Below are 15,485 nucleotides of genomic sequence, written 5' to 3'. Positions count from 1 at the left end.
GTCGCCAGAGGTTCTCGTATGTGAACATGCGCTTCAAATAATTCCCATGGTCGGGGTGACTGGATTTGAACCAGCGACCTCACCGTCCCGAACGGTGCGCGCTACCAAGCTGCGCCACACCCCGACACTAAAAATAGTATACGTCCAGCAGATAGTTTTGTCCAATGAGGCTTTGTGACGAATGGTTCATATTATGGTAAAATAGAGACTGGACTTGAGGTACTAAAAGAACAATATGAAACATATTTTACGAATTTTTAGCGGCTACTGGCTGATGTTCATCATCTTGGTCGGTTTTACCTACGCCATGGTGATGGCGAATTTGTGGCTGCCTGACAAAATGTCGGAAATCGTCAATAACGGCATCATCAAGCAAGACATGCCAGCGATTTGGCATAACGGATTAGCGATGATTTTGGTGACGGCGGCGGGCGGATTGTGTTCGATCGTCATCGGGTTCTTGGCATCGCGAATTGCCACTGGTATGGCACAAAAATTACGAACAGAATTGTTTGAGCGGGTCGAAAGTTTTGCGCTGGCGGATTTCAATAAATTTTCGACTGCATCGCTAATTACCCGCTCGACCAACGACATTCAGCAAATTCAGATGACGTCAATCCTGCTGCTGCGCCTGGCATTGATGGCGCCGATCATGGCAATTGGTGGCCTGCAAAAAGCCATTCACAATGCTCCAAATTTGAGCTGGATCATTGCGCTGGCAGTGTCAGTGCTTCTGGTGGTCATTGCCGTGTTATTTGTCATTGCTGTGCCGCGGTTCAAAAAATTGCAGACGCTGGTGGACAAGCTCAATTTGGTGACGCGCGAAAACCTGGTCGGCTTAAAAGTTATTCGCGCCTTTCACAACGAAAAAATTGAGCAGAAAAAGTTCCAGCAAGCCAACGCTGAGCTAAACAAAATGAACTTATTTGTCAATCGGCTGATGATGCTGCTTGACCCAATCATGACGCTGGTGATGAACTTTTCTAGCGTGGCGATTGTCTGGTTCGGCGCGCATTTGATCAGTAGCGGCAATCTACAAATTGGTAATATGATGGCGTTTTTGGAGTACGCCATGCAGGTGATCATTTCGTTCTTGCTGCTGTCGATGGTGTTTATCATGGTGCCGCGAGCGGCCGTGTCGGTGAAGCGGGTGGGCGAGGTGCTCGACACGCTGCCGTCAATTGTTGACCCATCGTCGCCGCAGCGATTGCCAGATGACGCTACGGGTAAAATTGAATTCAAAGACGTCACTTTTACCTATCCAGACGCTGACTTGCCGGTGCTCTCAAGTATCAATTTCACGGCCGAACCAGGGCAAACCACAGCGTTCATTGGCAGTACTGGCTCGGGCAAATCGACGTTGATCAATTTGATCCCGCGCTTTTACGATGTGTCGGCGGGGCAGATTTTGCTGGATGGCGTGGATATTCGCCAGCTCAAGTTGGAAGATTTGTACGATCAAATCGGCTACGTACCGCAAAAGGGTGTGTTGTTTAGCGGGACGATCGCCAGCAATATCAAGTACGGCAACGCCAAAGCCAGCCAAAAATTGGTCGAAAAATCCGCTAAAATCGCGCAAGCTACCGAGTTCATCAGCGAGCTAAAAAACGGTTACAAAAATGACATCGCTCAAGGCGGCAGCAATGTTTCCGGTGGTCAACGGCAGCGTTTGTCGATTGCCCGGGCGATTGCTGTGGAGCCGAATGTCTACATTTTTGACGATTCGTTCTCGGCGCTGGATTTCAAGACTGACGCTAAATTACGCTCGGCACTGGCAAAAGAAACCAAGCATAAAACTGTGCTCATCGTCGGTCAGCGCATCAATACCATCATGAACGCTGACAAAATCATCGTGCTGGACGAAGGTAAAATTGTCGGTCAGGGCACTCACCAGGAATTGATGAAAAATTGCCAAGTCTATCAAGAAATTGCTGCTTCCCAGCTCTCAGAAGACGACCTGCAGAAAATGTCGGTGACGACCGCGAAAGGAGCGGCGTAATGGCTCAACAAAGCATGAAAAAACGCCAGCCAGTGAAGATGGGCGGTCCAATGGGCGGCGGTATGGGCGCGGGCGAAAAAGCCAAAGATTTCAAAGGCACGGTCAAGAAGTTAGCTAAATATTTGGCAGAATTCCGCTGGCACATGCTCATGGTGGCGATCTTTGCAGTCGGTAGTACGACTTTCGCGATTATCAGTCCGAAAATTTTGGGCGGCGCTACCAACCAAATCGTCGAAGATTATGTCAGCATGAAGGCGTATGAGACCATCACCAGCAAGCTGCCAAAGGGTGCTTCATTGCCGGCTGGCACGACTGGTGCTGATATTTTGAAGCGTCTGCCGAACAAGTCGGAAATTGAAAGCCAAATTCCATCCAACCAGCTCGAGACCATCAAAAAGCTGGATCTCAGCCGGCGTCCAGAATTTCACTTTGATGCCGTTTGGCAGGTCGTCAGTTTGCTGATCGGTCTGTACATACTTAGCGCCATTTTTCGCTACATCCAAACCTGGCTGATGACCCAAGTGACGCAGACAGTTACTTTCAGAATGCGCCGGCAATTGTCCGAGAAAATCAACCGCCTGCCGCTGAGTTATTTTGACAAGCAAACCTACGGCGAAGTTCTCAGCCGCGTCACTAACGATGTTGACACTATCAGCCAGACGCTCAATCAAAGCCTATCGCAAATCGTCTCCTCAACGGTGATGGTGCTGGGGATTTTGGTGATGATGTTTTCCATCAGCTGGCAAATGTCGCTGGTAGCGCTACTGGTGTTGCCGCTGGCTGGCGGCGCAGTGACGCTGATCGCCAAAAGCTCGCAAAAACAATTCCTCCGTCAACAGACGCAGCTGGGTGAATTGAATGGCCACATCGAAGAAATGTACGGCGGCCATCAAGTGATGCGCGTATTCAACGGCCAGAAAAAGTCGCTGGCTAAGTTTTCGCGGGTGAATGATCAGTTACAGGAAAGCGCCTGGAAAGCCCAATTTTTGTCGGGGCTGATTTATCCGATCATGAATTTCATCGGCAACATCGGCTACGTCATCATGGCGATTTTGGGCGGTTGGCTGGCGATTAACGGCCGGCTGAAAATCGGTGACATTCAGGCATTCATCCAGTACATCGACCAATTTAACCAGCCGCTGGTGCAAGTTGCTAATATCGCCAATGTGCTGCAATCGACCGCCGCTGCCGCCGAGCGCGTGTTTGAATTTTTGGACGAGCTGGAAGAAAAGGCGGAGAGTAGGGATTTGGTAAAATTGACGCACGTCAAGGGCGAAGTCGAATTTGACAACGTAGTCTTTGGCTACCAACCCGACCAAACCATCATCAAAGGTTTGTCGGCGCACATCAAGCCAGGTCAGCGCGTGGCGATCGTCGGTCCGACGGGCGCAGGCAAAACGACGCTGGTTAATTTGCTGATGCGATTTTATGAAATTAACAGCGGCGCGATCAAAATTGATGGCGTCAATATCGCCAACATGAAGCGCAGCGACGTGCGGCAAATGTTTGGCATGGTGCTGCAGGATACTTGGCTATTCAACGGCACGATTCGCCAAAATTTGCTCTACGGCAATCCAACGGCCAGCGAAGAAGAGATGGTCGCTACCGCCAAGGAGGCGCATGTCGACCACTTCGTGCGGTCGCTGCCGGGCGGCTACGATATGGTGCTGGGCGAGGAAGCAACGAACATTTCACAGGGCGAAAAGCAGCTGCTGACGATTGCCCGGGCGATGCTGGCGCGCACGCCAATGCTGATTTTGGACGAAGCCACCAGCTCGGTCGACACCCGCACTGAAGTGCTCATCCAAAAAGCCATGGACAAGTTGATGCAGGGTAAGACTAGCTTCGTCATCGCCCACCGCCTGAGTACCATCCGCGACGCTGATTTGATCTTGGTCGTCCGCGACGGCAACATCATCGAGCAAGGCAAGCACGACGAACTGCTGAAGAAAAATGGCTTTTATGCCGAGCTGTATAATAGTCAGTTTGCTGAGTGAGTGTACGCTGACAAAGTTAGCATTCAGTTGTACTAATCACTAAAATGATATAATAAGTCATATAATTGAATTAAATCTTTTATTTTAGATAAAAAGATTATATATGGAGTATATTCAGTAGAATGTCTTTATCTGACGATATATTGTGTGTGAAAGATGAATACGGTCATGTAAAGTATAGAATACTAAATATTAATGATCATCATTTTGAAGACCTTAAAGAAATGATAAGGGTTAAATTGGCAGAGGTCTGCTATGGCACAGAGCCTATTGCTATTGAGCCTGATGAATATACCTACCAAGCTGCTTGTAGGCAGATGTATGAAAATCTAATGAGTCGTAAAGACGAAGAAGGCAAGTACGGGGTTATTGGTGAGTTATTGATGCATATTCTAGCTTCAAACTATTTAGATTTTTCAGCTGAAAGCATGAGTAGAATATTTGCACTTCAAAATCGGAATATAAAGCCAGGTTTTGATTTAAATTTTTATGACAAGGACCGTAAAAAAATATGGTATGGCGAGGTAAAATCTGGGTTAGTTGAAAAAACTAATCGCGAAGAGCTAATTAATAGGGCGAGCAAGGGCCTTAAGAACTACTTTGATAATATTATGTCGGAAGGAAAGGCATCCACTCGATATAGATGGGAGGCTGCTAAGGCAGAGGTGGCGGTAATATTTGCGTCGGAGAAAAAAATAGAGTTGACCAAGTTACTGTCTAACAGTAGAAGTATGGTTTATCAACGGGAGGGGACTAACCGTAACGCAATTCTTATGGCAGTTAATTTTGGGGATTTTGCTTATGATATAACAGATGCGAAAGATATTATTAGGAAAATTGATGACATAAAGAAGACAGAGTGTTTTGACAATTTTATAATTATCTGTATTCATCGTAAGATGTTTGATGATATTATCGATTTCTTAGGAATTGAAGGAGGGTCTGATGTATAAGATTACCCTTAGCTCTTTAAGGTCGGTATTAACAAGAAAATCTAAGGATCATAATTTCTTATTTGCTAAAGTATACAAAAAAATAATATTGAGACAACGTCTAACTTGGGATGAGATGCAATTTACGTATAGAATCCTAAACTATTTTTCACTTTATGGTGATGAGGATGTGCAAAAAATGGCATATTCAATGGCCCTAAACTACGGGCTTCTTAGCAAGGATTTTTATGTGTTATCTGATTTTGCTAGCTTATTACGATACTATCCTGTTCTTATGCTCATAAAAGCTACGCAGCATAATTACATAACAGAATCGGAGACTATAGATGACATGGATAGCCTATTCAATAAGTCGCTAGCAGAATCGTACAAGGAGGAATATTATAAATCAGAGCAACAATTTAGACTGGGTCGTAGCGTTAGAAACTTCTCTAATCTTGCTGTTGTCGCGCCAACTTCTTATGGCAAATCTCATTTGATGGTGTCTAAATCTGTTGAAAAATTCAATGACGGCTTGTCTGTTTGTATAGTTGTGCCCACTAAATCATTGATAAATCAAACGGTATCGATGGTGTTAAATATAAAAGGAAATCGAACCGATGTTATAACTCATCCTGATATGTATGTTGAAAAATACAAACATAGCCAATTCATTGCTGTGTTAACGCAGGAGCGACTAATGGCATTATTGGCGAAACATGATGAGTTAATAATAGACTATCTATTTATTGATGAATCTCATAATTTATTTAAAGATGATGATAGATTCTTAACTCTCTCAAGGGCGATTATTATTGCTAGTAATAGAAAATCAAGCGTGGATATCGATTACTATTCTCCTTTTATTGTAGATCCAATATCAAGTCTACGCCTTGTAGGCGATGGGCAGAATTCAGAAGAAATACAGTCAAGAAAAATTACTGAGTATATGAAAATACCACGTTATTTTCTTTGGGATAATAATAGTCAACGGTTGGCTCTATTTGATCAGTTTACGGCAAATTTTTACGAAGTAACTGAATCGTCTACAGATTATTACCAAATATTATTTAGTAGAGGTGGGGATAAAAATATTATTTATATTAATAAGCCAAGCGGAGTTGAAAAACTCGCCGATGCGCTAGCTGCTAGGGCGCCAGAAATTAAATACAGCCCCGAAAGTCAAGTTATAATTGATGATGCATGTAATATATTATCAAGTTATGTCCATCCTTCCTATAATCTAATAAAGCTCGTTAAACACGGCATAGTTATCAGTCACGGTAAGATACCGGACACTATTAAGGAATATGTGGAGTTCTTGTATCGTAATATTCCTGAGATTAGATTCATTGTTACTACGAGTACGTTACTCGAAGGTGTGAATATTCCTGCAAGTAAATTATTCTTAATGAACTATTCCAAGGGGGCTAAATGCTTGGATATTCCTGACTTCAGAAATTTAGTGGGCAGGGTGGGTCGTTATAACATAATCTTTGATTTGACAAACCCAAGAATGGAATTATTAACACCAGAAATATATATAATTAAGAATGACGATTATATGGCGAAGAGGGCAAATGCTAGTAAATTCTTATCGGAGCATGCCAAGGAAGGAGTCATGGTTGAGGACAGTATCAATAACCCGCTCCTTGCTTCTTATAAAGGAAGCGATAAGGAGTCTAGAATTGTTGATGAAGTTAACATACTTGCAAATATAGACAAAACAAGAGGAGGTATGTATTCGCAAATTAACAACCTAAAACCATTATTAGCGCAGACTAAACTAGGTGCTAAGTGTTATGCCCATAACGTGAAAATATTTGATATTGTGAAATATGAACAAATCATCTCTAAAAAGGTGGAGCGCCTCTTGGATACTCAAATAATTGATAATGGTGATAAGTTATTAAATACGATTATCAGTGTTTTTCTTGAGGTGACATATCAGACAGATCTCAGAATCGACAAACATAAGTATGGGAATTGGATATATTTACTATACACAAAGCCGTTTATAAGGGATATTTATATAAGAATTATTGACGAAAAAGCTGATAATGAATCCAGCTTTTCTACACTAATTGCAAGGTACGTTTCTATATGGCGTGGTGAAATCGGAAACCCAGTATATGTTGGCGATATAGGAAGTTGTGGTATCGATGGTAAAACCGGATTGTGGAATAAATATCATATATTTCAGCAGCAGACCCAAAATTTAATGCCAAGCTATGCGGCTGCTTTAGCTAAGGAGAATCTTGATAATGTTGACCATTATATTATTCCATTTCTTGAGATATTAAATGATTTTGGTGTAGTCGATGAATCGTTTTATAAACGTATAAAGTATGGCACTGATAATGACTTTAAAATTGCTCTTATTAGAGCGGGGATTGATTGTAGTTTAGCAAAAATAATTCACGAAAATAGTAATCTGAGGGAACTTATCTTAATTGATCAAGAAAGTCCTGTGTGCACTGATAAGACTTCTTTCTTAAAAATCATGCGCGAAGAAGGTATCTCGTTAATGTATATTAACCTAGTGCGTGAACTGTTATAAATTAAAAAATATAGATGACAGAATAGGGTTGGTGGTGTCGTTTAATGGTCTGTAGACTTTCGCCCAGAGAAAGTGATGCTTAATCCCGCCGCAAAATATCCAACACGCCAAACTTTCCAGTCAGCACGGCTTGGTCAATGATGTGCGATGTGAGGGCAGCGATGAGCTCTTTTGGTTTAGTGTCGCTTGGTGAATCCAACGTCGTGTCCAGCGCGTACACGTAAAATTGATAGCGGTGCGTGCCAAACGGCGGCTGCGGCCCACCCCAGCCGGGATGGCCCCAGCTGGTAACCCCCTCGACAGCGCCCGCGGGTAATGACTCGCCAGTGATTTCAGTAGTTTCTGCTGGCAGATTCCAAACCGTCCAATGGTAGAATCCATCGCGCCCAGGCGCATCAGGGTCGTGGCAGACAACCACCAGACTTTTGGCGTCTGCCGGTACGCCGCTGACTTCGAGTGGCGGGCATTGGTTGCCGCCAAGCTTGGCGTAAATTTTTGGTATTTTAGCGTTTTCGGCGAACGCAGAGCTAGATATCTTCATGGTGTAATTGTATCACTCCGGCGTTGTCTGTTGTAGGCTGCGGTAAAACATGAGACCGCAGAACAGGGTAAAACTCACTGTGGTAAATTAGATGCCCGTGATAGCTGATTTACCAAGCAACCCCTGGAGAGCCACCAGGCGATATGTTACAATAAACCTGTGAGATATGCTTTTGTGTTTGTGAGTATAGTGGCGATTTGGCTGGCTATGCTGCTGTTGGTAAATACGAGCATTGACCCCTTGTTTTTGTACGTTTGCGTGTTGATTTTGACGCTGGTGTTATACTTCATTGGGTTTCGGAGGGCCAGGTAAGTGCGTTTACTGTTTGTCATCCGGGCGTTAGTTCGAGTATGGCGCGCGTGGCGCAGTGACCAGTTGTGGCTCAAAGTTTTGTCAGATGAGTGTCACAGATTAGGTGGCGTGTATGTCAAGTTTTTGCAGCATTTGGCGTCGACTGAACTGATGGCTCAGGTGTATGCTGCGTCTGGATATCGGCTGGATGCTTTTGATAATGTGGCAGTTGAGCCAATTGACGTTGCTGAGATTTTGCGGCAAGAGCTTGGCAACAAAGCGAGTCAAATAGTCGTCGAGGAAGATCAGCCGTTCGCTACGGGTTCATTCGCCCAGGTCTATCACTGCTGTCTGGTTGACTGCCCAAGTAATCGATATATTCTCAAAATCCTTCGTTCCAGCGTGGTCCGCCATCTGAATTTTGACCTTGCCGTGCTGCATTTTTGCTGTTGGGTCGGACAGTTCATGCTAAAGAACGATATTTTCCCACTGGTTAAGATTGCTGATGAGTTTATCAAAACCACCAAGCGCGAAACTGATTATCAGCGCGAGCTAATTACAGCCCAGGCAATTCGTGAATATTTTGCGCACCGCACTGACAAAGTTGTGGTGCCAGAGACGCTGGTTGAGTACTCAACGCGGCGGATATTGGTTCAGGAATGTATAGAAGGGCTGCCGCTGACTGAGGTGGTGGAACAGGCGCAAACAGGAGGTGATACTTACCGGTTTGTCAAAGACCAGCTTGGCTCTGATATGCAGCAGCAATTGGTTACGGTTGGCAGTGAGTTTTTAATTGCAATTTTACGAGCAGACGTCATCATGGCTGATCCGCATCCAGGCAATATTTATTTACTGAGAGACAACAAAGTTGCGCTGATCGACTTTGGCTTGGCAGTGGCAGCTCCGCGACATCGCGCTTCGTTTTACCATGTGATTGTGCAGTACCGAGCGCTGTATGAAGATCGAGCTGACATGGGTTTGTTGGCGCTGGCGATGCTGGCGTTTTATGACCATACCTTGTATCAAGCGCTGGATGTGATCGCCAAAGATCGCAGCTTAGCTCGGGGTATTTATGAATACGCTCATACGTTAATCCAATCGACAACCAGTACATTCGCTGCTAATCGACAAATAACTCAGCTGTTTCTCAGTGAGTTGAATGCTGGCAATCGTTTTGCCATCAAGGTGGACAGCGCTAATATTATGTTACAGCGCGGTTTGTATCATTATTTGGCGGCAGCGCGGCTGGCGTGTGGTGATGCGTACCGACGGACGCGCTATTGGCAGATTGTTCATGATGCACTGGAGTTGGCCGAGGTTCATGCCAATAGTCATGGAGTGAGCGAGGTGGTGCACTCGTCGCCGATGAGTATTGAGTTGGCACAAGAGATAGTGATGGACTGGATGAGTAAGGTTGCGGAACGTGACAGGACCGCTTACACTATGTTGCTACAAAAAGGAGAATTAGCATGAAGCAATTACAACAATGGGTGATGCAAGTCCGCTATCCATATGCCGCGGGAATCATTGTAGTTATGTGGATTGGCACGGCGATTTTTGCCTATCTTAAGCCAGATGTGCCGCTTGAGTTTTTGGTGGGATGCCTCGCCGTCAGTACCATCATCATTGCCATTACTGGACTGTCGGAGGCTCGTTAAAGTTCATAATGATCACCGACCAACTCCTCACCAAACATCCCATCATTTCCGACCAAGTTGACACCAAAGAACTCGGCGTGTTGTTGCGGGAACTGGAAACAGTGCTACGAAGTGGTGCGACTGGCAACATCGTCGAGTTTGGCTGTTATGTCGGCACGACGAGTTTGTTCATCCGGCGGCTGTTGGACGCCTATGATTTTACCGGCGAGTTTCATGTTTACGATTCGTTTATGGGCTTGCCAGAAAAAACCCAAGCCGACGCCAGCGCTGCCGGCGAGCAGTTCAAGGCCGGTGAACTGCTCGCACCACGCAAAACCTTCATCCAAAACTTCAAAAAGGCTGGCTTGAAACTGCCGATCATCCACAAAGGCTGGTTTGCTGATTTTGTTCCTGACGACGTGCCGGAAAGTATCATCTTTGCGTTTTTTGATGGCGATTTTTATGAATCAATCGTTGACTCGTTTCGCGTGTGCGACGGCAAGTTTCAGAAAACGGCGACTATCATCGTCGATGACTACGCCAATGAAGCGCTGCCAGGCGCAGCACGGGCGGTTGATGCATGGCTGAAGCGTCATCCAGCTCGGGTGGCAGTCGAGTCATCATTGGCCATCATTCGGCGATGAGCTAACCTCTGAATGATGCTTGTGTTCTATTTGGTATATGCTATATTATTAGTATAACCATAAACAAAAAGGGGACGGGGGTATGGATCCAATACATATTACATCGGAAATCGGGAAATTAAAAGTAGTTGTCTTGCATCGGCCAGGTGAGGAGTTGGAAAATTTGACTCCGGATTATCTGACCGACCTTTTATTTGACGACATCCCATATCTTAAAAAAGCACAAGAAGAACATGACGCTTTTGCGCAAGTTTTACGTGAGCGTGGCGTAGAAGTGTTGTACTTGGATCAATTGGCGACAGAAGCCTTGGCGACTGATGCGTTGCGTGAGCAGTTTGTCGACGACATGCTTGCTAACTCCAAGCAAGGCACTCGTCGTGTCACTGAAACGTTGCGTCAATTTTTGCTAGACTTGCCAACCCACGCCATGGTTCGCAAGTTGATGGCTGGTGTTCGTAAAGATGAAATCACTTTGCCACCAGAGCACCATCAGCAGCTACATGACATGGTCGAGAAAGATTACTATCCATTTTATCTTGACCCAATGCCAAACTTGTACTTTACGCGTGATCCGGCTGCGGCAATTGGTCAAGGCCTGACAATTAACAAGATGCACTGGCCAGCTCGCCGTCGCGAGTCATTGTTCATGCGCTATATCATCGACCATCACCCACGGTTTGCTGGCAAAAACGTACCAGTATGGTATGACCGCCATGAGAAATATTCTATCGAAGGTGGTGACGAGTTGGTGCTGAATCGAGAAGTGATGGCGATTGGTATCAGCGAGCGAACTTCTGCTGAAGCAATTGAAAAAATGGCAACCAAACTGTTTGCTGGTTCTGATTTCAAAAAGGTTATCGCCATGGAAATTCCAAAGTCGCATGCGTTCATGCACCTCGACACGGTGTTTACCATGATTGACTATGATAAGTTTACCATTCACCCAGAAATTCGCGACCACGGTGGTAAAATCAACTGCTTTATTTTGGAGAAGGTTGAAGGTCAGCCATTCCCGCGCATCACGCGTGAGACCGACTTGGAACATGTCTTGCGAGTCGCCTTGGGCTTGCCAGCAGTCACGTTGATCGAGTGTGGTGGTGGCGACCGAATTGCTGCAGCCCGTGAGCAGTGGAATGACGGCTCCAACACCCTGGCTATTGCACCAGGCGTTGTGGTGACGTATGACCGTAACTATGTTACCAACCAAAAACTGCGTGATGCCGGCGTTGAAGTGATTGAGGTCAATGGATCAGAGCTTGGACGCGGTCGCGGTGGTCCACGCTGTATGAGTATGCCAATCGTGAGGGAGGATGTGTAATGGCGTTGAGCTTGAAAGGACGATCATTCCTGACGCTGAATGATTATACTGCTGGAGAAATCCGCCTGTTGCTGGACACGGCACGTGAATACAAGCGCTTGAAATACACTGGTGTACCGCACCGAATTCATGAAGGCAAAAACGTGGCGCTGTTGTTTGAGAAAACCTCAACTCGCACGCGCTGCGCCTTTACCGTGGCGGCTAATGACCTGGGTGTCGCGCCAGAATACCTCGGCAAAGACGACATTCAGCTGGGCAAAAAAGAGACAGTTGAAGACACTGCTAAGGTGCTGGGCCGCATGTTTGATGGTATTGAATTTCGCGGGTTTGATCACGGGACAGTTGAGGAATTGGCTCGTCATGCTGGTGTTCCGGTCTGGAACGGCCTGACCGACAAATTCCACCCGACACAGATTTTGGCTGATTTCATGACTATCGAGGAGCATGTCGGCAAGCTCAAAGGCACCAAGCTGGTGTTCGTTGGTGATGGCCGCAATAACATGGCAAATTCGCTGATGATTGGTTCAGCCATTATGGGCGTTGATTTCCGTATCTTGGCACCACGTGAACTACATCCCGAGCAGTCGCTGGTAGACCGGGCGCATCACTTAGCACGATCAAGCCACGCGCGCATCACTATCACTGATAATTTTGAGGAAGCTCTGCGTGATGCTGACGTGATTTACACTGACGTTTGGGTGTCGATGGGTGAGGAAGACAAGTTCGCTGAGCGTATCAACCAATTACGCAACTTCCAGGTTAACCGTGACATGATCAACCTGACAGGCAATCCTGAAGTAAAATTCATGCACTGCTTGCCAGCATTCCATGACGCATTGACTATCACTGGCAAAAAAGTTCAGGAAGATTTTGGATTAGAATCAATGGAGGTGACTGATGAGGTGTTCCGCTCACCACATTCAGTTGTATTTGACCAAGCGGAAAATCGTATGCATACAATCAAAGCTGTCATGGCTTTGACATTGTAGTAGTTGTCGTAATAAGGGAGTGAAGGAGGCTCCGAGGCAATGGTAGAAAAAATTAAAAAAGCAAAGCAGAAGCTTCGATCGCCATCGGCGTTTACGATTTTGTTTGTCGTGATCGCAATCATGGCAGCGTTGACATGGATTATTCCGTCGGGCGTCTATAAGACTGATGACGATGGTAACCGTGTTGCGGGATCGTATCATGTGGTTGAAAAAGACCGCACCGTCACTGAAGAAAAGGACGGTAAAGAAGAGAAAGTTGACAAGCATGACCGGCAAGGCTTATGGGACGTCTTCACAGCACCCATTAAAGGTATGTCCGATAAGCTAGACGTTATAGTCTTCGTTATGGTACTTGGTGGATTCTTGGGCGTTACCATGAAGACTGGCGCCCTGGATGCTTCACTCGGTGCGCTACTTCGTAAGATGAAGGGCAAAGAAAAATGGCTCATTCCAATCTTAATGACGTTGTTTGCTATCGGTGGTACAACTTACGGTATGCAGGAAGAAACTGTGGCGTTTTACGCGCTAGTTATTCCGATGATGATCGCTGCCGGCTATAACGCAATGACTGGTGTGATGGTGATTGTACTGGGTGCTGGTGCTGGTGTGCTTGGTTCGACTATTAACCCATTCTCCACCGGTGTTGCCGCAAAGACTGCTGATGTTAAATTGGGCAATGTTATCCCAATAATGTCTATCATTTTGGTGCTATGTTTGATCGCGGCAATCATCTTTACTATGCGTTACGCAGCAAAGGTAAAAGCAGGCAAGTATAAGGAAGATGTTCGTTATAAGCCAGTCACAGCAGCCTTGGATATGACGAACGTACCAAAATTTACTGGTCCACGAAAAGTCGTCATGGGCGTCTTCGCTATTACGTTTGTCTTGATGGTCCTTTCGCTGATTCCTTGGGGAAGTTGGGAGATTACAGTATTCACTGACCTATTTAAGTGGGCTTCAGAGTTGCCAATTATCGGTGCAGTATTTGGCGTAGTGCACAGTGCGGCCTTTGGTGATTGGTACTTTAATGAAATTACCGCACTATTCTTAATCTCAACAATTGTTATTACCGCAATTTACTATAAAGAGTTTAAAAAAGAAGGTATTTTCCCAGTTGACACCTTCATTGACGGCGTGAAAGATATCTTACCAGTTGCTTTGATTATCGCAGTGGCAACCGGCGTCTCTGTCGTGATGACTAACGGTGAAATCCAAGATACTATCATTAGCTGGGGCGAAGCGCTTCTGAAAGATGCTGGCGGTGGCGTTGTTGGTGTGCTGGCGTATCTGTTCTACTTGCCAATGTCCTTCATCGTGCCGTCATCATCAGGTTTGGCAGCAGCAACTATGCCAGTTATTGCGCCGATTGCTGATCTGGTTGGCTCAAGCAAAGAAGTCATGGTGGCAGCCTTTGCTACAGCATCAGGTTTGCTTAACATGATGGCACCAACCATCGCTTCCTTGATGGGCGGTTTGGCACTGGCTGGTGTCTCATACCGCGCATGGCTGCGACGTTCAGCACCAATCATGGCAGTTTTCGCAATCATCAGCGTTGCGGTCATCGCTGCCTTTGGAGTATTAGGATAGCCTATGGATAAGCAGCGAACTATTGTCGTTGCTCTTGGAGGTAACGCCCTGCAGAAGCAGGGCGAAGCCTCTTCAGAAGCACAGCGCCGAGTAGCGGCTGAGACGATACGACAGTTATTACCACTTGTTCAAGCAGGACATAGAATAGCTATCGTTCATGGCAACGGTCCCCAGGTGGGAAACATTGTCTTGCATGAAGAGGCTGTTAATACTGATGATGTACCGAGCTTACCACTAGATGATTGTGGGGCTATGAGTCAAGGTCTGATCGGCTTTTGGTTGCAGCAAGCCTTTCAAGACAGCTTCAGGGCTCATCAGATGACTGATAAGCACGCTGTTAGTTTGGTGACGCAGACCATTGTCTCTGGGGATGATGCAGCGTTCCAAAACCCAACCAAACCAATTGGTCCATTTTATTCAGAAGAAGAAGCGAAGGCGGTGCAGGCTGAGCGTGGCTATGTTGTTAAGGAAGATGCTGGTCGTGGTTGGCGCCGTGTGGTGCCATCACCAAAACCAGTGGAAATTGTCGAGGCGCCGATCATCAAAGCCTTGGTTGAAGCGGGTGTTCTGGTGGTGTCAACTGGTGGTGGCGGCATCCCCGTATTGCGTCAGGAAGACGGCACGCTCAAGGGTGTTGAAGCAGTCATCGATAAAGACTTTGGAGCGGCAACCTTGGCTAATTTGCTGCACGCAGACACTCTGCTGATTTTAACTTCGGTTGATGCCGCCAAGGTCAATTTCAACCAACCAAATGAAGAAGCTTTGGGGCAAATCTCTGCAGTAGAGATGCAAAAACACATTGATGATGGTCAGTTTGCCGCTGGATCCATGCTGCCAAAAGCGCAAGCAGCCTTGCAATTTGTGTCAGGTGGCGAGGGTCGTACCGCGGTCATTACCTCATTGGAAAAAACTACTGAGGCTATCGACGGGACGGCGGGCACGCGGATTGTTTCATAGCCAAAGCATTGCTTTTATCTAATTTTCATGATA

Annotated in this window: 12 protein-coding genes and 1 tRNA gene; 11 read left to right on the top strand and 2 right to left on the bottom strand. The window is 46.0% G+C overall.

The window, feature by feature from the left end; all coding sequences use genetic code 11:
• Positions 1–47: 47 nt before the first annotated feature.
• A tRNA-Pro gene (locus V4210_RS03920) sits at positions 48–124 on the bottom strand.
• Between the two features lie 111 nt (positions 125–235).
• On the opposite strand from V4210_RS03920, the gene V4210_RS03915 reads away from it, so the two are divergent.
• From V4210_RS03915 to V4210_RS03900, 4 genes are all read left to right on the top strand, one after another.
• On the top strand, positions 236–1,999 hold the full coding sequence (locus tag V4210_RS03915; protein ID WP_338520727.1) for an ABC transporter ATP-binding protein: 1,764 nt from the start codon (positions 236–238) through the stop codon (positions 1,997–1,999).
• On the top strand, positions 1,999–3,996 hold the full coding sequence (locus V4210_RS03910; protein ID WP_338520726.1) for an ABC transporter ATP-binding protein: 1,998 nt from the start codon (positions 1,999–2,001) through the stop codon (positions 3,994–3,996). Before V4210_RS03915 ends, V4210_RS03910 begins: the two co-directional genes overlap by 1 nt.
• A gap of 149 nt (positions 3,997–4,145) precedes the next feature.
• Entirely contained in the window at positions 4,146–4,949 is an 804-nt protein-coding gene (locus V4210_RS03905; RefSeq protein WP_338520725.1) for a Hachiman antiphage defense system protein HamA, read from the top strand.
• Positions 4,942–7,488 carry a DEAD/DEAH box helicase gene (locus V4210_RS03900; protein ID WP_338520724.1) on the top strand — a complete coding sequence of 849 codons (2,547 nt, stop codon included), beginning with the start codon at positions 4,942–4,944 and terminating at the stop codon, positions 7,486–7,488. Before V4210_RS03905 ends, V4210_RS03900 begins: the two co-directional genes overlap by 8 nt.
• A 79-nt stretch (positions 7,489–7,567) precedes the next feature.
• Here the strand turns inward: V4210_RS03900 and V4210_RS03895 are convergent, their stop codons facing one another.
• A complete protein-coding gene (locus tag V4210_RS03895) occupies positions 7,568–8,029 on the bottom strand; it encodes a YbhB/YbcL family Raf kinase inhibitor-like protein (protein ID WP_338520723.1) in 462 nt (153 codons plus the stop codon).
• Between the two features lie 312 nt (positions 8,030–8,341).
• On the opposite strand from V4210_RS03895, the gene V4210_RS03890 reads away from it, so the two are divergent.
• The 7 genes from V4210_RS03890 to arcC all read left to right on the top strand — a co-directional run bounded on the left by V4210_RS03890 (position 8,342) and on the right by arcC (position 15,452).
• On the top strand, positions 8,342–9,793 hold the full coding sequence (locus tag V4210_RS03890) for an AarF/ABC1/UbiB kinase family protein (RefSeq protein ID WP_338520722.1): 1,452 nt from the start codon (positions 8,342–8,344) through the stop codon (positions 9,791–9,793).
• Positions 9,790–9,978, top strand: coding sequence for a hypothetical protein (locus V4210_RS03885; RefSeq protein ID WP_338520721.1), 189 nt, complete (start codon positions 9,790–9,792; stop codon positions 9,976–9,978). Before V4210_RS03890 ends, V4210_RS03885 begins: the two co-directional genes overlap by 4 nt.
• Positions 9,979–9,986: 8 nt before the next feature.
• Positions 9,987–10,601 carry a TylF/MycF/NovP-related O-methyltransferase gene (locus tag V4210_RS03880; RefSeq protein WP_338520720.1) on the top strand — a complete coding sequence of 205 codons (615 nt, stop codon included), beginning with the start codon at positions 9,987–9,989 and terminating at the stop codon, positions 10,599–10,601.
• Between the two features lie 82 nt (positions 10,602–10,683).
• A complete protein-coding gene (gene arcA / locus V4210_RS03875) occupies positions 10,684–11,919 on the top strand; it encodes an arginine deiminase (RefSeq protein ID WP_338520719.1) in 1,236 nt (411 codons plus the stop codon).
• Positions 11,919–12,908 (top strand): ornithine carbamoyltransferase, encoded by a 990-nt coding sequence (gene argF / locus V4210_RS03870; RefSeq protein WP_338520718.1) that lies wholly within the window; start codon positions 11,919–11,921, stop codon positions 12,906–12,908. Before arcA ends, argF begins: the two co-directional genes overlap by 1 nt.
• Before the next feature lie 39 nt (positions 12,909–12,947).
• Entirely contained in the window at positions 12,948–14,495 is a 1,548-nt protein-coding gene (locus V4210_RS03865) for a YfcC family protein (protein ID WP_338520717.1), read from the top strand.
• 3 nt (positions 14,496–14,498) lie between these two features.
• Entirely contained in the window at positions 14,499–15,452 is a 954-nt protein-coding gene (gene arcC, locus V4210_RS03860) for a carbamate kinase (protein WP_338520716.1), read from the top strand.
• Positions 15,453–15,485: the final 33 nt, after the last annotated feature.

It is taken from the genome of Candidatus Nanosynbacter featherlites (genome assembly GCF_037013405.1).
In the GTDB taxonomy this organism is placed as follows: Bacteria; Patescibacteriota; Saccharimonadia; order Saccharimonadales; family Saccharimonadaceae; genus Nanosynbacter; species Nanosynbacter featherlites_B.
This window is presented reverse-complemented; position numbering and strand designations above follow the sequence as displayed.